The organism is Vagococcus sp. QWL-13 (genome assembly GCF_058683555.1).
In genome coordinates, this window is record NZ_CM178746.1 from 1,440,659 (window position 1) to 1,460,322 (window position 19,664).

21 protein-coding genes and 1 other RNA gene are annotated in these 19,664 nt (G+C 39.9%); 15 read left to right on the top strand and 7 right to left on the bottom strand.

Features of this window, described 5'->3' with window-relative positions:
- Nucleotides 1–15 precede the first annotated feature (15 nt).
- Nucleotides 16–2,247: a PBP1A family penicillin-binding protein gene (locus AC4PHI_RS06665; RefSeq protein ID WP_492199142.1), complete on the bottom strand. Its 2,232-nt coding sequence runs from the start codon at nucleotides 2,245–2,247 to the stop codon at nucleotides 16–18.
- Between the two features lie 3 nt (nucleotides 2,248–2,250).
- The gene (recU, locus tag AC4PHI_RS06670) at nucleotides 2,251–2,862 is read right to left on the bottom strand and encodes a Holliday junction resolvase RecU (protein ID WP_492199143.1); all 612 of its coding nucleotides are present in this window, start codon (nucleotides 2,860–2,862) and stop codon (nucleotides 2,251–2,253) included.
- A 61-nt stretch (nucleotides 2,863–2,923) separates the two neighbouring features.
- Between recU and AC4PHI_RS06675 the strand changes: the two genes are divergently transcribed.
- From AC4PHI_RS06675 to AC4PHI_RS06695, 5 genes are all read left to right on the top strand, one after another.
- Nucleotides 2,924–3,466 carry an SLOG family protein gene (locus AC4PHI_RS06675; protein ID WP_492199144.1) on the top strand — a complete coding sequence of 181 codons (543 nt, stop codon included), beginning with the start codon at nucleotides 2,924–2,926 and terminating at the stop codon, nucleotides 3,464–3,466.
- Between the two features lie 97 nt (nucleotides 3,467–3,563).
- The gene (gpsB, locus tag AC4PHI_RS06680) at nucleotides 3,564–3,920 is read left to right on the top strand and encodes a cell division regulator GpsB (RefSeq protein WP_492199145.1); all 357 of its coding nucleotides are present in this window, start codon (nucleotides 3,564–3,566) and stop codon (nucleotides 3,918–3,920) included.
- 19 nt (nucleotides 3,921–3,939) lie between these two features.
- An RNA gene (gene rnpB, locus AC4PHI_RS06685) (RNase P RNA component class B) lies at nucleotides 3,940–4,312 on the top strand.
- Nucleotides 4,313–4,395: 83 nt separating this feature from the next.
- A complete protein-coding gene (locus tag AC4PHI_RS06690) occupies nucleotides 4,396–5,556 on the top strand; it encodes a THUMP domain-containing class I SAM-dependent RNA methyltransferase (RefSeq protein ID WP_492199146.1) in 1,161 nt (386 codons plus the stop codon).
- 5 nt (nucleotides 5,557–5,561) lie between these two features.
- Complete coding sequence (locus AC4PHI_RS06695; protein WP_492199147.1) at nucleotides 5,562–7,061, top strand: carboxypeptidase M32; 1,500 nt, start codon at nucleotides 5,562–5,564, stop codon at nucleotides 7,059–7,061.
- A gap of 84 nt (nucleotides 7,062–7,145) precedes the next feature.
- On the opposite strand, the gene AC4PHI_RS06700 is transcribed toward AC4PHI_RS06695, so the two are convergent.
- Nucleotides 7,146–8,441 carry a phospholipase D-like domain-containing protein gene (locus AC4PHI_RS06700; RefSeq protein WP_492199148.1) on the bottom strand — a complete coding sequence of 432 codons (1,296 nt, stop codon included), beginning with the start codon at nucleotides 8,439–8,441 and terminating at the stop codon, nucleotides 7,146–7,148.
- A 358-nt stretch (nucleotides 8,442–8,799) separates the two neighbouring features.
- On the opposite strand from AC4PHI_RS06700, the gene AC4PHI_RS06705 reads away from it, so the two are divergent.
- The gene (locus AC4PHI_RS06705) at nucleotides 8,800–9,702 is read left to right on the top strand and encodes a glycosyltransferase family 8 protein (protein WP_492199149.1); all 903 of its coding nucleotides are present in this window, start codon (nucleotides 8,800–8,802) and stop codon (nucleotides 9,700–9,702) included.
- 28 nt (nucleotides 9,703–9,730) lie between these two features.
- The gene (locus tag AC4PHI_RS06710; protein ID WP_492199150.1) at nucleotides 9,731–10,510 is read left to right on the top strand and encodes a TIGR02452 family protein; all 780 of its coding nucleotides are present in this window, start codon (nucleotides 9,731–9,733) and stop codon (nucleotides 10,508–10,510) included.
- Nucleotides 10,511–10,692: 182 nt separating this feature from the next.
- Here the strand turns inward: AC4PHI_RS06710 and AC4PHI_RS06715 are convergent, their stop codons facing one another.
- The 3 genes from AC4PHI_RS06715 to AC4PHI_RS06725 all read right to left on the bottom strand — a co-directional run bounded on the left by AC4PHI_RS06715 (nucleotide 10,693) and on the right by AC4PHI_RS06725 (nucleotide 12,624).
- Nucleotides 10,693–11,547 (bottom strand): DegV family protein, encoded by an 855-nt coding sequence (locus tag AC4PHI_RS06715; RefSeq protein ID WP_492199151.1) that lies wholly within the window; start codon nucleotides 11,545–11,547, stop codon nucleotides 10,693–10,695.
- A gap of 13 nt (nucleotides 11,548–11,560) precedes the next feature.
- Nucleotides 11,561–12,079: a DUF1836 domain-containing protein gene (locus tag AC4PHI_RS06720; protein WP_492199152.1), complete on the bottom strand. Its 519-nt coding sequence runs from the start codon at nucleotides 12,077–12,079 to the stop codon at nucleotides 11,561–11,563.
- Between the two features lie 137 nt (nucleotides 12,080–12,216).
- Nucleotides 12,217–12,624 carry a ribonuclease HI family protein gene (locus AC4PHI_RS06725; protein WP_492199153.1) on the bottom strand — a complete coding sequence of 136 codons (408 nt, stop codon included), beginning with the start codon at nucleotides 12,622–12,624 and terminating at the stop codon, nucleotides 12,217–12,219.
- Between the two features lie 85 nt (nucleotides 12,625–12,709).
- On the opposite strand from AC4PHI_RS06725, the gene AC4PHI_RS06730 reads away from it, so the two are divergent.
- On the top strand, nucleotides 12,710–13,156 hold the full coding sequence (locus AC4PHI_RS06730) for an EbsA family protein (RefSeq protein WP_492199154.1): 447 nt from the start codon (nucleotides 12,710–12,712) through the stop codon (nucleotides 13,154–13,156).
- A gap of 41 nt (nucleotides 13,157–13,197) precedes the next feature.
- Here AC4PHI_RS06730 and AC4PHI_RS06735 read toward each other — a convergent pair whose 3' ends face one another.
- The gene (locus AC4PHI_RS06735; protein ID WP_492199155.1) at nucleotides 13,198–13,413 is read right to left on the bottom strand and encodes a cold-shock protein; all 216 of its coding nucleotides are present in this window, start codon (nucleotides 13,411–13,413) and stop codon (nucleotides 13,198–13,200) included.
- Between the two features lie 680 nt (nucleotides 13,414–14,093).
- Between AC4PHI_RS06735 and AC4PHI_RS06740 the strand changes: the two genes are divergently transcribed.
- From AC4PHI_RS06740 to AC4PHI_RS06770, 7 genes are all read left to right on the top strand, one after another.
- Complete coding sequence (locus AC4PHI_RS06740; protein WP_492199156.1) at nucleotides 14,094–14,483, top strand: hypothetical protein; 390 nt, start codon at nucleotides 14,094–14,096, stop codon at nucleotides 14,481–14,483.
- A gap of 43 nt (nucleotides 14,484–14,526) precedes the next feature.
- A complete protein-coding gene (locus tag AC4PHI_RS06745) occupies nucleotides 14,527–15,174 on the top strand; it encodes a CBS domain-containing protein (RefSeq protein ID WP_492201552.1) in 648 nt (215 codons plus the stop codon).
- A 12-nt stretch (nucleotides 15,175–15,186) separates the two neighbouring features.
- Nucleotides 15,187–15,648: a signal peptidase II gene (lspA, locus tag AC4PHI_RS06750; protein WP_492199157.1), complete on the top strand. Its 462-nt coding sequence runs from the start codon at nucleotides 15,187–15,189 to the stop codon at nucleotides 15,646–15,648.
- Nucleotides 15,645–16,547 carry an RluA family pseudouridine synthase gene (locus AC4PHI_RS06755; protein WP_492199158.1) on the top strand — a complete coding sequence of 301 codons (903 nt, stop codon included), beginning with the start codon at nucleotides 15,645–15,647 and terminating at the stop codon, nucleotides 16,545–16,547. The genes lspA and AC4PHI_RS06755 overlap by 4 nt, the downstream gene beginning before the upstream one ends.
- A 199-nt stretch (nucleotides 16,548–16,746) precedes the next feature.
- Entirely contained in the window at nucleotides 16,747–17,280 is a 534-nt protein-coding gene (pyrR, locus tag AC4PHI_RS06760) for a bifunctional pyr operon transcriptional regulator/uracil phosphoribosyltransferase PyrR (RefSeq protein WP_492199159.1), read from the top strand.
- 154 nt (nucleotides 17,281–17,434) lie between these two features.
- Nucleotides 17,435–18,715, top strand: a complete 1,281-nt coding sequence (locus tag AC4PHI_RS06765; protein ID WP_492199160.1) for a solute carrier family 23 protein — start codon at nucleotides 17,435–17,437, stop codon at nucleotides 18,713–18,715.
- A gap of 21 nt (nucleotides 18,716–18,736) precedes the next feature.
- Nucleotides 18,737–19,663: an aspartate carbamoyltransferase catalytic subunit gene (locus AC4PHI_RS06770; RefSeq protein ID WP_492199161.1), complete on the top strand. Its 927-nt coding sequence runs from the start codon at nucleotides 18,737–18,739 to the stop codon at nucleotides 19,661–19,663.
- The last annotated feature ends 1 nt before the right edge of the window (nucleotide 19,664 follow it).

Here is a 19,664-nt window from a genome sequence, read left to right on the forward strand (position 1 = left end):
TCTTATTTGATTTATTTATGGCGAAGTTCCGGCTTCCGGTTTATTTTCCGGTTCAGGTGCCGGCTCCGGTTCTGGTTCAGGCAGCGGCTCTGGTTCTGGTTCTGGTTCTGGTGTTGGCTCCGGTTTCGACTCAGATGACTTAGGCGGAGGAGCAGAACTGGAACTTTCCGAAGTTTCTGTACTCTCCGAGGTTGTGCTAGGTTTTGTGGAACTGGAAGGTCTCGTGTACTGTCGTTGATTGGTTTCATAACCTTTCACAAACAGTTCATTGCCGATTTTTACTACACTGTCGGGCATTACCCAGTCTTTGACTTCAACGCCATTCATCATATAGCTCATCATAAATTTATAAATCATCATGGCAAGCTGTTGTTCCGAATAAGGAATCGAATGGAAATATTCCGAGTAGCCTGTCCAAACTGAAATGACATAGTTAGGAGTGTAACCTACAAAACTGATATTAGGCGCTCCTGATGGATCACCGATGACTTTATTTTTTTCTGTATCGTCATAGTTGGAAGTCCCGGTTTTTCCAGCATGAACGATGTTGGAAATATTTGCCGGTACCCCGGTTCCTCTTCTCAACACATCTTTCAATATATCTGTCACCATATAGGCGGTTGATTCTTTCATGACACGGGTGCCGTTGTCAGTGTAAATTTCTTCTGTGCCGTCAGTAAATTGTATCCGTTCGATATAAGAAGGGGCGTAGTATTTACCGCCGTTAGCCAGTGCTGCGTAGGCTCCCGCCATATCTAATGAATTGGTTTCACCGTGGATCGCACGAGACTGAACATTTTCTCCTGCGTATTTCACATGGAGTTTATTAAGAAATTCCTGGGATTTGTCCAAGCCGACTTCCTTTATCGTTTTAGCCGCAGGGATGTTACGTGAATCGACCAATGCTTCTCTTAATGATATTGGTCCGAGATATCTCATGTCGTAATTGTATAATGGAGTATTGGTTCCTTCGTACTTGTACGGTTCATCCACGATTGTTTTAGCGGTAGAATAGTTCAAATATTCGATTGCCGGAGCATAAACGTTGATTGGTTTCACTGCTGAGGCAAAATCCCGTTTTGCTGTGGTTGCAAGGTTTTCTCCCAGCTGAACATCATCGGGGATTTTCCGTCCGCCGATTTGGGCTACGACTTTGCCGGTATTGACATCCAAGACAGTCACTGCCGCTTGAAACTCATCATTAGGGAACAGAATCGTATTATCGGTGTTCAGTAGGTTATACAAGTAGTTTTGAGCTTCCATATCTATATTCGTATAAATTTTCAACCCGTCTGTAAAGATATTTTTATCGGTTTTTGTTTCAACTTCTTCAATAACTTCATAGATATAGTTGTCGATGACTTTGTTTCGTGCCCGATTGTCTTCCGCTGGCAGCAGTTGGTGATCGATGGGTTCATTCACTGCTTCCTGAAATTCTTTTTCTGTGATTTTGTCATCCAAACGCAGTTGTTCCAGAACTGTGTCCCGTCTCTGCTTCGCCAGTTCCGGGTTGACATAAGGGTCGTAATCATTTGGTGCTTGAGGGATACCGGCAAAAAGAGCAGATTGCGCAAGGGTCAGCTCATCCAATTCTTTATTGTAATAAGCTTTGGCCGCTGTCTTCATACCGTACAAGCCGTTTGCCATGTAGACTTTATTGATATAGTAAGTCAGAATTTCATCTTTTGACTTTTGTCTTTCCAGCTCCAATGACAGCCAAGCTTCTTGTGCCTTACGTTCAAGGGTCTGATCTGCTTTGCTGGTTGAAAAGAAAGATAATTTGATGAGCTGCTGGGTGAGAGTACTCCCACCTTGGAGACCGCCGGAACCGCTGCTCTTAAAGTTGGCAACGACTGCACCGACAATTCGGATTGGGTCTATACCCATATGTTTTTCGAAACGTTTGTCTTCGATTGAGATGATGGACTCTTTTAAAAGAAAAGGTACTTCTTCAGACTTGATTGCTTCTCTTTTTTTATTGCCCACACTATAAATCAATTCTCCATTGGCAGCGAAAATTTCCGAAGACAAATCATCTTCCAGTTTTTCATAGTCTAATTCAGGTGCTTCTTTTACATAATGCATAAACAAAGCGGCACCAGATAATAAGCCGATACATCCCAATAAAAATAAAGTTAACAGCAACTTGAGAAAAATGTTCTTTTTCTTTTTTTTAGGTTTACTTCCTGAGTTGTTGTTTCCGCTTCTGGTATTGGGAAGTGGGCTGCCTTTTTTATTTGTTGCCATAAGTTACGTTCCTCCTAAAATATGTTTCTCCAGTGCAGCCAGATAATCTACTCTTGGAGCAAAACCGATTGAAACTTCGATACCGTCTGATTCAAAAAAAGATAGGGGAATGGATTTTTTTCCGCTTTCTTTTTTATCCCACCATTCAAACAAACTAGAACTGCTGAGCATAAAGCAGCGTTTTAAAGTGGAAAACCAAATCAAAACAAAAACTATCCCTTGCTGTTTGACGCATTTTTTCATATGATAAACTTGATGATCGTGGAGATTTGCCAGAGGAAAGGAGGTTTTATTTCTTGTTTCCTTTGCCTCGAAATCCAAATAGCGGCCCTTGTAAACACCGTTATAGTCAGTGGTGGACGCCTGCTTGAAGTAAGCTTCTTTAATCATCGCCGCACTTCTTTTTGGATAGTCCACTTTCACGATTTGTATGGGAGTCGGTTTTTTATGGATGACGGCAATGTCACGCTGTAAATAATAAAGATTGCTTGCGTTGATCATCTCTTCAAAAGTCATCCCGCGGTTGCCGAATTTTTTGTTGGTTTTCTTGGAACTTTTGATGTCCGAGAAAGAACTGACGGAATAACGTCTGCCGTTCGGATAATTCAATGTCATACCATCACACTCCTAGAACGTATTATATCAAAAAACATTTTAGATTGGAAAGACTAGTTAAATGAAACCAATAAAAACACTTTATGTATCTGGTTATCGTAACTTTGAATTAGGTATTTTTCAAGAGAAAGATCCAAAAATCACGATAATAAAAAGAGCTTTAACTAAATCTTTAAATACTTATTTAGATGCCGGCTTGGAGTGGGTTATTATCAGCGGAAACTTGGGAGTGGAGTTCTGGGCCAGTCAGGTCGTCCAAGAGTTGAAGGAGGACTATCCCGATTTGCAGCTTGGATTAATTTTTCCTTTTTACGACTTTGGTAATAATTGGAATGAAAATAATCAGGAAAAACTATTATCCATGAAAAATAACGCCGACTATGAAAATTCGACCTCCCATCAGCCTTATAGCTCCCCGGTGCAGCTAAAAAATCATACGAACTTCATCCTTGAAAAGACTCAAGGATGTCTGCTGGTATATGATTCCGATTATCCCGGCAAAACTGAGTATTTTTATCGTGATGTATTGAAGTTTCAAGAAAATAACGACTATTCCATGGAAACCATCGGGATGTTTGAATTGCAAGATGTGGCAGATGAATGATTATCTGATTGATTTTCATGTAAAATTTAGATACAATATATTAGGAGCGCATTAATAGAAAAAATAAGACACTTAAACATAGATGGGGTGCTAGAAGATGGCAAATTATAATTTTACAGCGAGAGAAATTTTACAAAAAGAATTCAAGACAAAAATGAGAGGCTACGATGCGATTGAAGTAGATGAGTTTTTGGATAATATCATCAAGGATTATGAACAGTTCAACCGGGATATTTTAGACTTAAAAGAAGAAAATCAGCGTCTGATTTCAAAAGTAGACCAATTGACTAAGAGCACGGAAACCTTGTCGCGAATCCGTCAGGAAACGCCAAAACAGGCTAGCCCTGCAACTAATTTTGATATTTTAAAACGACTTTCTAATTTGGAAAAAGAAGTTTTTGGCAGCAAATTGCTTTCTAATGACAATGATTTAGACCAAACTAAACAATTTTAAGATGACTGACATCCGTGTAGTTTTCGGGTAATTACAGCAGCTCTTTAAGAGTTGTTGAGGAAAGTCCATGCTCTCACAAGCTGAGATGCTTGTAGTGTTCGTGCTTAGCGAAATCATAAGCTAAGGTGCTCTTTATTGAGCAACGGCAGCTAAAAAAGCTACGGCGTAAGCTATGCTTGAGTAGGCTTGAAAGTGCCACAGTGACGAAGCGGTTTTAGAAATAAAACCGGTGGAACGGGTAAACCCCTCGAGAGAGCAACCCAAATTCAGGTAGGGGCATTCTTTTCAAGGAAATGAACGAAGAAAAGAGACGGAGATTCTCTCCGTAGACAGATTATTACCGTTGATTTTTTTCTCCTGAGAAAAATCAATACAGAACATGGCTTATAGAAAACTACACTTATCAGGATTATTTTGCTTTCCGTTAGTTAATGGAAAGCTTTTTTAACATTTACTAACAACTGGGGTGAATAGGATGGAACGATTTAAATTAATGGCAACTGCAGCAAGCGGCATCGAAGCTCTAGTTGGTAAAGAATTACGTGATTTAGGTATTGATTGTCAGGTAGAAAATGGACGGGCTATTTTTTACGGAACAATGGAAACAATTGCTAAAACTAATTTATGGTTAAGAACAGCCGATCGGATAAAAATTATTGTCGGGGAATTCAAAGCAACTACTTTTGAAGAACTTTTCGAACAAACAGCGGCTCTCCCATGGGAAGAATATTTGCCTATGGATGCGGAATTTCCTGTGGCCGGAAAATCTATCAAATCAAAATTATTCAGTGTTTCCGATTGTCAGGCAATCACGAAGAAAGCCATCGTTAAGCGGCTAAGTGATTACTATCACCGCTATGGCAGATTGCCGGAATCAGGTGCCCATTATCAGCTGGAAGTATCTTTGCTGAAAGATAAGGTCACCATTACACTGGATACTACTGGTCCAAGTTTATTCAAACGGGGTTACCGGCTGGACAAGGGTGGGGCACCGCTGAAAGAAAATATGGCAGCTGCCTTGGTGCTTTTAACCAACTGGAGAAAAGACCGGCCGTTTTATGATCCGGTGTGCGGCTCTGGAACGATTTGTATCGAAGCAGCTCTGATTGGACATAATATCGCCCCCGGTTTTAACCGCAGCTTTGCCTGTGAAGACTGGACATGGTTTGAAGATGAAGCATTTGAAAAAGTTCGTGATGAAGCTGAATCACTGGCAGACTACGACTGTGAATTGGATATTATGGGAACAGACATTGACGGCAGGATGATTGAACTGGCGAAAAAGAACGCAGAAGAAGCAGGTCTCGGCGATTCGATTGTTTTCAAACAAATGCAGCTGGCAGATTTTCGCACAGAAAAAGAATACGGTGTGATGGTTGCCAATCCGCCATACGGAGAACGTTTGGGGGAAGAAGAAGCAGTGAGAAAACTTTACCGTGAGATGGGCGACGTTTTTCGTCCGCTGGATACTTGGAGCAAATATATCCTTACCAGTGACTTGGAGTTTGAAAAATCCTATGGTGAAAGGGCAACGAAAAAGCGAAAACTATATAATGGAGCCTTACGTACCGATTATTTTCAATATTGGGGCAAGCGTCCGCCGCGCCCAGCAAAACCAGACACTTCAAAGGAATGAAAGAGATGACAGAAAAAGAATTTTTAGCATATATCAAAGAACGGGAACTTTTGAAAGAAGCCAACAGCCTCCTTTACTGGGATATGGCCACCGGTATGCCGGAACAAGCTGCTGAACAGCGCAGTGAATTGATGGGGTACCTGAGCGGACTGGAATATGATTTGTCTTACGGCGATAAAATGACTGATTTCATGAGTTACTTTACTGAACACCCGGAAGGATTGTCAGAGTTCGGTCAAGCGGTGTTTCTCAAGGAAAAAGAATCTTTCGATCGTAATCACCGTATTGACAAAAACTGCTACTTAGCTTTCCAAAAATCACTGGCACTTGGCCACAGCGATTGGGTCAAGGCCCGGAAAACCAATAATTTCGAGGATTTTAAAGAGTCATTGTCTTCGTTGATCAGTTTTACTAAAGAATTTATTCCTTTGTGGCAGAAAGATGAAAAAACTCCTTATGATGTTTTGTTAAATCAGCACGAACCGGATATGACCGTTGAGATACTAGACGATGTTTTTGAAAAACTTCGGGAAGGAATCATGGCGATTCGTGGAACCATCGCTGAAAAAGGAACAGCCCCTGCCACGGATTTTTTATTTCGTAAAGTGACGAGGGCACAACAGAAAAAATTTATCAAAAAGGTAATCGCCGATCTGGGTTATGAGATGAGTCGGGGACGTTTGGATGACACCATCCATCCTTTCGAAATAACACTGAATCACAATGATGTCAGGATAACCACACGATGGGATGAAGACAACTTTCAAACCGCTGTTTTTGGAGTGATTCACGAAGCGGGGCATGGACTCTATGAACAGAATATCGACCCGAGATATGCCTACACTCCGCTGGCGACTGGCACTTCTATGGGATGTCATGAGTCTCAGTCGTTGTTTAATGAAATCATTATCGGCGGCAGCCGGGCCTTTTGGCAGAAACAGTATCCTTATTTTCAAAAAGTTACTGAGGGAACCTTTGATGATATTGATTTTGATACTTTTTACCGTGGGCTAAAAGCAACTCAAGGCAGTTTGATTCGGATTGAGGCAGATTCCCTAACTTATCCTTTGCATATTATCATCCGTTACGAAATCGAAAAAATGATTTTTAATGAAAACGTCGAATTAGATGATTTGCCTCAGATCTGGAACGATAAATATGAAGAGTATCTGGGAATTCGTCCAGAAACGGACTTGGAGGGGATTTTGCAGGATTCTCACTGGTCAGGCGCCAACTTCGGCTACTTCCCATCCTATGCGCTCGGATTCATGTACGCGGCGCAACTTTATCACGCTATGGGTCGGGACATGGACATCAATGCCGTTTTGCTTTCAGATGATTATCAGCCGATGATTCAATGGAATAAGGAACGTATCCATCAATATGGTGCTTCCCGCAAACCTAATCAGTTGATATTCGAGGCGACAGGGGAAACGTTAAACCCGCAATATTTGTTGGATTTTATGAAAGACAGATACTTTGATGCTTATAAAATTAAGCAATGACAACTGACTAAAAATATTGGTTTTTAGTTGAATCGAAATATACAACCAAAAAAACGGTCGGGGGAATTCCCGGCCGTTTTTTTATCAAAGCAGAAAGTCAAATAATGGACTGAGCCAGCTGATGATTTTAAGGACTGCCTTTTTAAAGGTGCTGACGTCAGAGGTGTGATTTGTCTGTACTGAGTCGTCGATTTGTTTTTCGCTGAGACTTTGCAAACTTTGTTCTTTATAGTCGTTTAAAATAGTTTCTAACTCGTCATGAAATTCTCGGCTGTTGATAATCAGCATATGCTCGCTGCTTAAAAATGCAGAACGGGAATCCAGATTTGACGAGCCGATAATACTGACGGTTTCATCAAGCAGTAATGCTTTTTGATGCAGGGAGCCTTGCCCTTGAAACTCCCAAATATCAAAGGTTTCTAAAAGTTTTTGCTTTTGATGCAGGTAGCCACCAAAGGCAAATAAATTTGGTGAATTGCTGACAGAATTAGATAAAATTTTAATGTTTCTGTGAGAAGGGACATGGATATACCCCAACATCTTGTCTGTCAAAATCACATAGGGACTTGCGATGATTGCTTTTTGTTCCGATTGGTTGATCAACGTTGACAATTGTTTCCAGACCACAGGTTCTTTCACAAGAGTCCCCACGGAATTATGGATTAAGTGGCCTGATTCTAACGGGTGATAGGTGATTTGACCAAGTACATCTTTTGATAGCAGTTCCTTATGTCTTTTCATAGCTGTCTGGATGGCTTGCTTTTTTTCTTCAAGCTGGTCATCTGTTAGGTGGCTGGCAGTATTCTTTTTCTTGTCCAGCAGGTTCACAGCATAAGGATTTTCCCATAGTTGGTTGAAGTACGTGGTAGCTTGCGGAATCAATGAGTTTTCAGAAGCTTTTCCATTTTTGCGGATAATCAGGTCTAAATCATGGACGGGTCTAGGGTTTTCAGACACCATCGTAAATCTGTTTTCGATATTTCCTCCTGAAGAAAGAAGATATTCATCGTCAACGATTATTAATTTATCATGCAGGACATTATTCATTTCCCACGGCTTGATAAAGTTAAAACCGCCAATCATTCTCAACTTAAAGTTCGGATATTCGCTAAGCAAAGATAAGGGCAGCCGTTCAAAGCCTTTTACTTGGTTAGACAGTCCGTTGACCAGCAGTTCAATGGTGACACCACGTTCGGCCGCTTCAAGTAATTTTCCGACAAAAATCATCCCGCTGTCATCGTCAGAAATCGCATACTGGCAAATCAATAAAGATTCTTTTGCCTGTTCCACCAACTGACAACGAAGAGGAAGGACATTTTCAATATGACTGTTGAGACCTGCAGATTCGTTTAAGACAGCCTGAGTTAAAACAGTCTCCATCGACTTAACATCCGTCTTTTGAACGTCCGCCGAGGTCTGATTAATTTTTATTTTAGTATAGACTAGAATACTAACGGTGCAATAAATAAAATATATAAGCAACAGAATCAGTGCGTATTTGAGTATGTGTTTCAATGTGGACAAAGCTATCATTTCTCCTTCTATTATTTGTATCCCATATCTTCATTTTAGCACCGATAAAAAGAAACTTGAAACAATATGGTGCAGGAATGTCATGTCTATTTTAAAAATTAATCAAATAACATTGAATAGTTTTATAAATTATTTCATTTAGTTTATGATAGAGACAAGAGGTGCTTAAAACAACAGTTACGGTCAAAATAAAGGAGAGAGCGTGATGAAACAAGATAAAATCCACATATTAGTCACTCTAAATGAAAATTATATAAAACCTTTAAAAACAATGCTGGTTTCGCTTGTCCAAAATAATTTTTTAGAATCATTTGATATCTGGCTGATCCACCAATCCATCTCAGATGAAAAGATAGCAGAGCTGGAACGTTTTGCCAATTTTATCAACTGTAATCTCCATGTGATAAAAATGACTGAAGACCATTTTTCAGAAGCTCCTGTATCAAAAAAATACCCAAAAGAAATGTACTTTCGCCTATTGGCAGCTGACATACTTCCTGCAGATTTAAACAGAGTCATCTATCTGGATCCGGATATCCTCGTGATTAACAGCATCCGTCCATTATGGGAAATCGATTTTCAAAACAATGTTTTTGCAGCATCGGCCCACACTGGTTTGACCGATATCAGTCAAGATATCAATAATCTTCGTCTAGGAACAGAACACGCCTATTTTAATACTGGAGTGATTGCCATTGATTTGATGAAAGCTAAAAATGTCATAAATAAAGAAACGATTTTTTCCCATATCGAAGAAAGTATCATCACTTCATTGCTGTTGCCGGATCAAGATATTTTTAATGCTCTGTATGGAAAAATGACTTTGGAAATTCCTGATGAAATTTGGAACTATGACACAAGAAAATTTTCCAAATATATCACCCGAACAATGGGACTTGTAGATTTTCCATGGATTATTAAGCACACCGTCATATTACATTATTGCGGCAAAGCAAAACCGTGGAAAGTGAACAGCACCTCAAGATTTCATGCGCTGCATAAACACTATCAAAATTTAACTAAACGATACGAAAAAGCACTTGATATTGTCATGGAAAATACCGGTCGAGACAGAGAAGAAGACCTGTTGAAAACCAACTTTGAATAAAAAAGTGAAAAACAGAGGTGACAAGTCCATGGATAAAAATCAGAGGATACAAAGTGCCGAAGAAACCTTAACCTATTACGAGAACTATCCGAAAAATAAGCTGAAACAAAGGAGCAAAATTTATATTTCAGAACTGCCCGAAAGAGAAACTAAAACTGTCTATGTTACTGAATACATAGTTTGCGACGAAAATGTCATCAACAGGATATTTCGCGAAACACCCCACGGGAAAACAGGTGTACTTAATTTTGCCAGTGCTGTTCAACCAGGAGGAGGCTTTCAATTAGGGGCATCGGCACAGGAAGAAACATTGGCAAGATGTTCTTTCCTGTATCCTGAACTTTTGCAGTTTATGGATGATTATTATTTTTACCATCAGGAGCATCTTAATCGTCATCTTTATTCTGACCGTCTTATTTATTCATCAGATGTCTTGTTCATAAAAAATGACATCTTCGGTCAGGAGACGATGGCAACGCCCGTTGTATGTGATGTGGCCACCATGGCAGCACCAAATAAATCAGCTAATAGCTATAATGATTTGCAAGTCTCTGATGACGAATACGAGGAAGATCTGCGGAGAAAAATCATTAAAATTTTAAGAGCTTTTAAGGAAAATGAGTGTGAAACCATCATATTGGGAGCTTTCGGCTGTGGTGTATTTGGTAATGACCCTGTCCTAGTAGCTGATTTGTTTCGACAAATACTATTTTCTGAAGAATTCAAACAAGGGTTTAAAAAAGTGTGCTTCAGTATTTTGGGAAATGTCGCCAACCTAAAAGCTTTTCAATCAGCATTTTCAAAATAAGTCGGTGATTGTTGAATTTCCAGTAAGCTAGACATGTCTGAATAACTAACTAACAAAAAATGACCATAAGTCTCAAAATAGAAAAAATCCCGTGAAATCACTTTGTAAAGTCGATGATTCCATGGGATTTTAATTTTTAAATATCTCTGTTTCAATTTTTAAAACTTCTTATCAATCATTTTTTAATCTCTTTTCAAGATACTGATGCCGATAACTCCCGGCCCAGTATGGACACCGAGAACGGGACTGACTTCATCAAAGTAAAAATGTTTAAAATGGCTGAAGCGTACTTTAAGTGTCTCAGCCAATTCTTTTGCCTCATCGACGCAGTTTCCGTAAGCAACTGCCAAGTCGTAGGATGTGTCAGTGCCTAAAAATTTTTCTACTTGTCCGATCATCTTCTCCAGACTTTTTTTCCGTCCCCGTGCCTTATTAACCGTATAATAAATCCCGTCTTCATTACAGGAAATCACCGGATTCAGATTTAGGGCTGTGCCGAAGATTGAAGAAACCAACCCGATTCTGCCGCCTTTTTTCAAATATTCCAGTGTAGGAATGCTGAAAAACACCCGTGATTTTTGGACGCTGTCAGCTAGAAGAGCACTAATGTTAGCGAAGGATTCTCCCCGGTCGATAAGTTCTTTGGCGTATGCTCCTTGTAAGCCGCCTCCGATGCCGATACTTTTGGTGTCGATCACTGTTGTTGTCAGTTGCGGGAAATCTTTTACCATCAAAGAAAGTATATTATTAGTTCCACTCAATCCGCTGGAAATCGTGCTGATGATTAAGTGAGTGAAACCGTCATTAATAATTTCATCTAAAATTTTACTGATAGACTCACCGTCAGGCAAAGAAGTAGAAGGGACTTCCTCGTCAAGCCGGGCATAAATTTCCTTGGAAGTAATAGTGACCTTGTCGATATACGCTCCTTCAGAATAAATAACACTCAAAGGGATAACGTAAACACCTGGTTTTTTTATGATTTCTGGTGGTAGATCCATCGCAGAATCAACGAGTAACGCGATTTTTTCTGTCATTTGCTGCACTCTCCTATAAATTTTCACGTAACGCTTTTGCTGCTACGAATTTTGCCGCAAGGGATAAGGTAGCCATCTGTACGGCGCGGTATTGATTATCTGAAAAATTAATTTCAATGGTTTGCTGTTTTTGTTCTGGTGTCAAAAGAGCAATGGAATCTTCTAGTTGCTTGCAAAACTGATCATAAGCTTGTTTGTAGTCCCCTTGATCGATTTGAGACTGGATACCTAAATGGACTGTGGGTAAATCAAAAGATTGTTTCAAAATCGTGATGATAATCAGCCTTGCCAGATGTCGTCGATCGTATCGCTTTTTTTCCGGTGCCAAAACATATTTTTTTTTGACATAGTTATTGACCATGTTGGGGGTCAGAGCTTTGTCGCTGGTGTCGTCAACTTGAAAGGGCTGGACATAGCGGCTGACAAGGGTGACCAGCTGATCCATATAAAGCGGAATATCCGGAAGTTCAGACCAGCGGGGCAAACGGATGCTCCGAAGCTCTTCCTGCCAGGAAACCTGTTTATCTTGCATGTTAGTTTTTATATATCCTTTCATCTAGTTTTTAAAACTATATCATATAATTATAAAAATTTAAAGTAAAAACACGCAGAAAAAATTTTCTGCATGTAATGGTGTTTTGTTTAAAACAATGAAACAGGGGGGATAGATTAAGAAATTGATTTTAATGATTTTTGCAGACCTTGACGTGCCAGCTGGTCCGCACCTTTGTTTTTGCTTTCGGGAATCCATTGAATGATGACCAATGGAAATTTTGCCAGCAGCTGGTTGATTTTTACCAAGTAAGGTTGGAACAGAGGATTTTTAGTATGATTGCTGTCGATTACTTTACTGACGATTTTACTGTCAGTATATAGAAATGCGGTAGTGGTATTTAAGCCTTTATCCACTGCGATTTCAAGCGCTTTGACTGCAGCAAAAAATTCAGCTTCATGATTGCTCATGTGGGGAATAGGAAAATGAAGCTGTTCATAAATCGTTTCGGTCAATAAAATGATACCGATACCGCTCGGTCCCGGGTTTCCCTTGGTTGCTGCATCAATATAAATCTTTAACATAAAATTACTTCCTTTAAAATAGTTTAGATATCATTTTACATGTGTTAATATAAACCTAGATGTTTGAAAATTGCGAGGAATTTAAGTGAAAAAACAATCGGTTACATACAAAAAATATCACTGGCAGCCTGAAATTTCCAGATTTGTTATCTACTGGTCTTACACGATCGGCTTGTTGTGTCTGGGTATCATTATCCAGCTGGAGAAAATCAAATTCAACTGGCTGACAATTACTTTGATTTTTATCTCATTGTTATTCGTCCTCAACGGTTGGATGAAATATTTTTTAGTTACGGAGAGACATCTCTATCAATGTTGTATAAATCCCAAGATAAAGAGAAGGGTAATGATAAAAAATATTGAAAGCATCTCAGTGGGAAGCCATGGCTTCACCTTGACGATTAAACATTTCAAAGGAAAGATGGATAGAAATATTTTTTTGATGAGAAGAAAAACCCTGCAAGGATTTTTGGCGGAGATAGCTTCTCACCCGGAATTTGCGGGACAAATCATTCAGATGAAAGAAAAATAAAGGCGGAGCTGACTGGATTGGTCAAGTCAGTTCCGCTTTTTTTAATTATCATTCTCTTCTCGTAATTCAACATTAGTTGCCTGCGGGCCGCGCCGACCTTCTTTTATTTCAAATATCACTGGCTGATTGGCTTTTAATGTCCGAAAACCTTCTCCCATGATGCCTGTAAAATGAACAAAAATCTCTTCATTTTCATGATAGGTTATAAAACCATAACCTTTCTTGTCATCAAACCACTTCACTGTGCCTTCAGTCATTTTACACTCCCCCAGTCAATCTATTTTAGAATACACTCTCCATTATAAGTACAATGGGAATAAAGGTCAATCAAAGGCATTGAAACATTTTATGAGATGTCTGATTTAAACTGTTATAACCTTTCCCCTTGGCTGCAAATGATTGTCTCATTGTTCAATAGTTTAAGGCTATCAAGGATACAATGTCATGACTTTTAGATTTGCCATTATTTTTGTTTCCGTCATCGGGGATTTATCCGTTTTAACTTTGCTTTTTCTGAATATACTAAGATTTTTATTTACTACTGGGATGATTTTCTAAGTTTTTTTGGGTGATAACTTGCAAATTTTGCCAGCTTATTAGTTTTTCTAACAGCCTAATATTAAAAATATTACATTTTCAATAAGAAATGATTAAAAAATTATTTACTCTTAACAATATGAAAGATTTTAGTTATACTAAAGATAACAAGTAGGGGAGTGGTAGAATTGACACATTTACAGAAGCTGATATTTAAATTAGGCTTTATTTTTGGTAAGTTATTCAAAAAAACTCCTTCAACAGTGAAGAAAAATTTGGTAAAAAAAATAACTGTCTAGTTATTTTTGATATCTTTCCCAAGCAGTAGGTAATCTGCTTGGCTTTTTTTTTGAATTGTTGCTATTATAGTTAGAGAATTTATATAAAAGGTGTGAGCTAGATGAAATTTTCACTTAAAAGACAAACAGGATTTTTTGGTATGGGATCAGCCCTATCCATCATAAAAAATGGGGAGTCTGTTGATTCGCTGGCATACGACAGCGAAAAAGAGATAGAATTTTCAGAGGGAGACCAGTTGTCTGTGAAGCTCTCCATATTGAGAAGCGAGCCTTTTACTTTATCTGAAACAAATCAAGGGCAGAAGTTGACGGTCAAATTAAATCCTATCATTTTAAGACTTTATATTTTGTTTTTTACCTTTACCTTTATTTTTCCGATTTTCTTTCAGTCATGGCTATTAGCTATCGTTATCGTTTTAGGCTATGTGGTTTTTGCGATTGCCATGACGAAAAAATTTTATTTAATAGAGGAGAATAGACGTGAAGCGTAACTCGGAGATTTTTTTAACTTCTTTCAATCGAATTGAAAAGTGGATGCGCCGACAGTTGAATAATCCGTCAAACATCGGTTTCAGCGAATTAGTGCGCCGTCTTTCACGACGCAAGGATCTGCTGATCCAAGAACATGCGGATGATTTGATTCAGTTGGCACAGCTGCGCAACGCTATCGTCCATGACCAGATTGCCCCTGATTTCATCATTGCGGAACCTAACGAATGGGCGGTCAAAACAATCACTGAAATTGAGAAAGATTTACTCAATCCTGAAAAAGTCATTCCGCTGTTTCAGAAGAAAGTTACCGGGTTTGAACAGGACACTCTCTTGAGTGACCTGTTGAAAATCGTTGCTTCAAAAGGCTACTCCCAGTTTCCTATTTACCGCCGGGGAAAATTTTTGGGATTAATCACGGCTCACGGATTGGGTATCTGGTTGGCAAGACATTCAAAGAACAACTATCTTGATATTGAAGGAAAAACTGCTTTCGATGTTTTAGATGCAGACCGCAGGAGCCAAAATTACCGTTTTATCTCGGCCAATACACCTGTATTCGAGGCAGTGGAATTATTTCTTAATTCACCCTATCTCGAAGCTCTGCTGATTACTAAAGACGGTCACCCAGATGGAAATTTGTTGGGAATCATCCGTCCGAGAGACGTATTTAAAAATTATTACGGTGAATGAAGGGAGCCAGTTATGTGGTATATCGCAATTATATTGATGTCAGTTGGGCTTGATCAGCTGGTAAAGTGGTGGACGGTGGAAAATATCCCGTTTGGAGAAACTATCATGGAAAATCCAGTGTTGTCCTTGACTCATATCCGCAACACAGGTGCCGCTTGGAGCATGTTTGAAGGGAAAATGTGGTTTTTTTATATCATGACAGTCGCTGCCTTGATCGTTCTAGTGTATTTGCTTTATCAAAACCGTTCGAACAGTCGTTGGATGACTGTGGGATTGGCGCTGATCATCGCCGGAGCTTTAGGAAATTTCATTGACCGGGTCCGGATGCAGTATGTTGTAGACATGTTTCAATTTGAGTTTATCAATTTCCCGATTTTCAATGTTGCTGATGTCAGCATCGTCATCGGTGTCATCTGCGTTTTTATTTATATATTCTTTTTCGCGGAAGAAGAGGAGAAGGTGGCAAAAAAATGACACAAGACATTACTCTGACTGTCAATGAAGAAAAAGGGCGGATAGATAAAGTTTTAGCGGGACATTTGACAGATAAATCCCGTTCCCAAATTCAGCACTGGCTGAAAGACGGCAATGTGCTTGTCAATGGGGAACCTGCCGCGGCCAATTACAAGGTGAAAAAAAACGATGTAATAGTCGTCAAGCCTCCTGAGAGCGTTGAACTTGAATTGACCCCTGAACCTATTTCACTAGCTATTGTCTATGAAGACTCGGACATTATCGTGGTCAATAAACCTCAAGGGATGGTGGTTCATCCGTCTAAAAATCATCAGACAGGTACCTTGGTGAACGGATTGCTTTACCATACCAGTGATCTGTCTGGGATTAACGATGTGATTCGTCCCGGGATTGTCCACCGGATCGATAAAGACACTTCCGGTTTGCTAGTCGTTGCTAAGAATGATCAGGCACATAAAAACTTACAGGAACAATTGATGGCGAGAACGGTGATACGAAAATATTTAGCGTTAGTCCACGGTGAGATTCCTCATGAAACGGGAACCATTGATGCACCAATCGACCGGTCTAAAAGCAATCGTCTGATGAACACTGTAAGAGAAGGCGGCAAGAGAGCTGTCACACATTTTAAAGTTCTTGAAAGATTCAAGGGATTCACTTTAATCGAATGCCGGCTGGAAACGGGGCGTACCCACCAGATACGGGTTCATTTGAAATATATCGGCTTTCCGATTGCAGGGGATCCAATCTACGGACCTTTGAAAACTTTGAAGGGGCAGGGTCAATTTCTTCATGCGGGAACACTTGGTTTTAAACATCCTGTTTCCGGTGAAAACTTATTGTTTGAAGTTGCTCCGCCTGAAATCTTTCAGACAGCTTTGAAAAAAATGGAAAAATAGTTTGCTTTTTTTAATGAAAAGAGCTATCATAAATAAGAACTAAATAGTGTTTCCTTTAAACATAGTCCCGTGAGGCTAAGAAGGAGCAATGCGTAGTGATCCCTTGGAGAAAGACTATCCAAGGACATTTATTTGCAGAATTTTCAACCCTATCTCGCGGACGAGATAGGGTTTTTTATTTGGGAAAAGGGGTGAGCAAATGAAGAAAGAAGTATTAGACGAGATGACGATGACACGAGCTTTGACACGTATTTCTTATGAAATCATTGAGCGTAATAAACATCTCGAAGACATTGTTTTGGTTGGCATCAAAACACGGGGAATTTTTTTAGCCAAAAGAATTGCCGAGCGCATACTTCAAATTGAAAACAAACAACTTCCAGTAGGGGAACTGGATATCACGCTTTATCGCGATGATAAGAAGCCGGAAATTTCTACAGGACAAGCTTCAGTTCAGGCATCAGACATTCCATTTGATATTACCGGAAAACAGGTGATATTGGTGGATGACGTGCTGTTTACCGGACGGACGATTAGGGCAGCCTTGGATGCTTTGATGGATGTGGGACGGCCGGAAAAAGTTTCAGTAGCAGTGCTGGTAGATCGAGGACACAGACAACTTCCGATTAGAGCGGATTTCGTGGGGAAAAATATTCCCACTGCAATCAGTGAAGAGATTCTCGTTCAAATGAAAGAGCACGATGGGACAAATGGTGTCTTTATCGTCACATAATCAAATTTATTTGCTTTTTAAATACGTTCAGAGAGACGAGAAGAGCATTCAGTAAAGAGGGTATCCGAACTTTACTTATAGAAAATCTTCTGTCCTTAATTAAAAGGTATAGAAGATTTTTTTGAAAAATTGTGCTGGAAGAGGGGAAAATGAGATGGAACAAGAATTTAGAAACGGCGATGCAGTACTGGATATTATGGACAAACCAAATTTTCTACAAGGAATCGGTTTGAGCTTTCAGCACTTATTTACCATGTTTGGCGCCACAGTGTTGGTGCCCATATTAGTAGGAATCGACCCAAGTGTGGCATTGATGAGTTCTGGGATCGGCACACTGCTTTACTTATTTACCACAGGAGCTAAAATCCCTGCTTACTTAGGCAGCAGCTTCGCTTTTATTCCTGCCATGAAATTATTGATGGATAATCCCGAAGCAGGTTACGGGGCAGTGGCACAGGGGGCATTTACCACAGGATTGATTTACATTCTTATGTCTCTTGTGATTAAAAAAGTGGGGTCTGACTGGCTCTCACATGTTCTCCCACCGATTGTCGTGGGTCCAGTAGTGATGGTGATCGGGTTAGGCTTGGCATCAAACGCTGCTCAAAATGCCATGCTAGATAATGGCGTCTACAGTATAAAATATATCGCTGTGGCACTGATTACTTTAGCTTTGACTATCTTATTCAATATGCTTTTAAAAGGTTTTTTAGGACTTATTCCGATATTGTTAGGTATCGTCAGCGGTTATATTGTTTCTCTAGGGTTCGGAATCGTCGACATTCAAACAATCCAGGCAGCACAATGGTTTTCGATTCCTGATATCCATATTCCTTTTTTACAGTACCAGCCCGCTTTTCATTTGAATGCCGTTTTGATGATGGCACCCATCGCTTTTGTCACGATGACAGAGCATGTGGGACATATCAGTGTGCTGAATAAACTTACAAAACGCGACTTTTTCGCTGATCCCGGTCTTGACCGGACTTTATTAGGGGACGGTTTAGCACAAATAATGGCTGGTTTAGTGGGAGGACCGCCAGTCACAAGTTACGGTGAGAATATCGGTGTACTGGCAATCACAAGAATCCATAGTGTTTTTGTTTTGGGAGGCGCTGCAGCGCTGGCAATTATTTTGAGCTTTGTCGGCAAAGTCAGTGCAGTGATTTTAAGTATCCCTGGTCCCGTCATTGCAGGAATCAGTTTTATCCTGTTCGGCGTCATCGCGTCCAGCGGCATGAAAATCATCATTGATAATAAGATAGATTTTGATCAAAAAAGAAACTTGATTATAGCTTCAGTAATTTTAGTTATCGGCATCGGCGGATTGGTATTGAAAGCAGGAACATTTGAGTTGGAAGGCATGGCGTTGGCAAGTTTGTTTGGGATTATTCTGAATCTTTTTCTGCCCAGAGAAGCTGCCAGCGAAAAGTAGAGAAGAGAAGGGAGTATTGCGATGATTATTAGCCGGGAACAAGTCAGCTTAAAGCATCTGTTGACGGTGGAGGCTTTACATGACAGAGAAGTGATGGGCCTTATCAGACGGGCACAACAATTTAAAAATGGTGCCACTTGGCTTAATAAACCGAGAGATTATTATGTTGCAAATTTATTTTTTGAAAACAGTACGAGAACACATAAAAGTTTTGAAGTGGCAGAAAGAAAACTTGGCTTGCAAGTCATCGAATTCGATACTTCAACCAGTTCCGTAAATAAAGGGGAATCCTTGTATGATACAGTGCTGACGATGTCGGCAATCGGTGTGGATGCCTGTGTTATCAGACATTGGGAAGAAAGTTACTACCACCAGCTGATACAAAGTAAAACGATCCGCTGTTCCATCATCAACGGCGGTGACGGAAGCGGGCAGCACCCAACCCAGTGCTTGCTGGATTTAATGACGATTTATGAAGAGTTTGGCAAGTTTGAAGGCATCAAAGTCGGCATTGTGGGCGATTTGAGCCATTCCCGAGTGGCAAAATCAAATATGCAGATGTTGAAACGTTTAGGAGCAAAAGTTTATTTTTCTGGTCCGGAAGAATGGTACGATGCTAAATTTGAAGCTTACGGAACCTATCTTCCGATTGATGAAGTCGTAGAAAAAGTCGATGTGATGATGCTGCTTCGAGTGCAGCATGAACGCCATCATGAAGGAGAAATTTTCTCCAAAGAAGCCTATCACCAAAAATACGGTTTGACTGTGGAACGGGCAGAAAAATTACAAAAACATGCAATCATCATGCATCCGGCACCGGTGAACCGCGATGTGGAATTGGCTGATGAGTTGGTGGAAAGCTTGCAATCACGCATTGTAATCCAAATGAGTAATGGAGTCTATATGAGAATGGCAATTTTAGAAGCAATTTTAGAAGGGAAGGCATAAT

What these genes read in the sequence shown, in the direction of transcription:
- AC4PHI_RS06715 (WP_492199151.1), bottom strand. Translation starts at nt 11,547, where the DNA reads ATGACAGAAAAAATCGCGTTACTCGTTGATTCTGCGATGGATCTACCA.
- pyrR (WP_492199159.1), top strand. Translation starts at nt 16,747, where the DNA reads ATGAAGAAAGAAGTATTAGACGAGATGACGATGACACGAGCTTTGACA.
- AC4PHI_RS06665 (WP_492199142.1), bottom strand. Translation starts at nt 2,247, where the DNA reads ATGGCAACAAATAAAAAAGGCAGCCCACTTCCCAATACCAGAAGCGGA.
- AC4PHI_RS06745 (WP_492201552.1), top strand. Translation starts at nt 14,527, where the DNA reads ATGCGCCGACAGTTGAATAATCCGTCAAACATCGGTTTCAGCGAATTA.
- AC4PHI_RS06765 (WP_492199160.1), top strand. Translation starts at nt 17,435, where the DNA reads ATGGAACAAGAATTTAGAAACGGCGATGCAGTACTGGATATTATGGAC.
- AC4PHI_RS06735 (WP_492199155.1), bottom strand. Translation starts at nt 13,413, where the DNA reads ATGACTGAAGGCACAGTGAAGTGGTTTGATGACAAGAAAGGTTATGGT.
- lspA (WP_492199157.1), top strand. Translation starts at nt 15,187, where the DNA reads ATGTGGTATATCGCAATTATATTGATGTCAGTTGGGCTTGATCAGCTG.
- AC4PHI_RS06690 (WP_492199146.1), top strand. Translation starts at nt 4,396, where the DNA reads ATGGAACGATTTAAATTAATGGCAACTGCAGCAAGCGGCATCGAAGCT.
- AC4PHI_RS06740 (WP_492199156.1), top strand. Translation starts at nt 14,094, where the DNA reads ATGAAATTTTCACTTAAAAGACAAACAGGATTTTTTGGTATGGGATCA.
- gpsB (WP_492199145.1), top strand. Translation starts at nt 3,564, where the DNA reads ATGGCAAATTATAATTTTACAGCGAGAGAAATTTTACAAAAAGAATTC.
- AC4PHI_RS06695 (WP_492199147.1), top strand. Translation starts at nt 5,562, where the DNA reads ATGACAGAAAAAGAATTTTTAGCATATATCAAAGAACGGGAACTTTTG.
- AC4PHI_RS06705 (WP_492199149.1), top strand. Translation starts at nt 8,800, where the DNA reads ATGAAACAAGATAAAATCCACATATTAGTCACTCTAAATGAAAATTAT.
- AC4PHI_RS06720 (WP_492199152.1), bottom strand. Translation starts at nt 12,079, where the DNA reads ATGCAAGATAAACAGGTTTCCTGGCAGGAAGAGCTTCGGAGCATCCGT.
- AC4PHI_RS06770 (WP_492199161.1), top strand. Translation starts at nt 18,737, where the DNA reads ATGATTATTAGCCGGGAACAAGTCAGCTTAAAGCATCTGTTGACGGTG.
- AC4PHI_RS06675 (WP_492199144.1), top strand. Translation starts at nt 2,924, where the DNA reads ATGAAACCAATAAAAACACTTTATGTATCTGGTTATCGTAACTTTGAA.
- AC4PHI_RS06710 (WP_492199150.1), top strand. Translation starts at nt 9,731, where the DNA reads ATGGATAAAAATCAGAGGATACAAAGTGCCGAAGAAACCTTAACCTAT.
- AC4PHI_RS06725 (WP_492199153.1), bottom strand. Translation starts at nt 12,624, where the DNA reads ATGTTAAAGATTTATATTGATGCAGCAACCAAGGGAAACCCGGGACCG.
- AC4PHI_RS06755 (WP_492199158.1), top strand. Translation starts at nt 15,645, where the DNA reads ATGACACAAGACATTACTCTGACTGTCAATGAAGAAAAAGGGCGGATA.
- AC4PHI_RS06700 (WP_492199148.1), bottom strand. Translation starts at nt 8,441, where the DNA reads ATGGAGACTGTTTTAACTCAGGCTGTCTTAAACGAATCTGCAGGTCTC.
- recU (WP_492199143.1), bottom strand. Translation starts at nt 2,862, where the DNA reads ATGACATTGAATTATCCGAACGGCAGACGTTATTCCGTCAGTTCTTTC.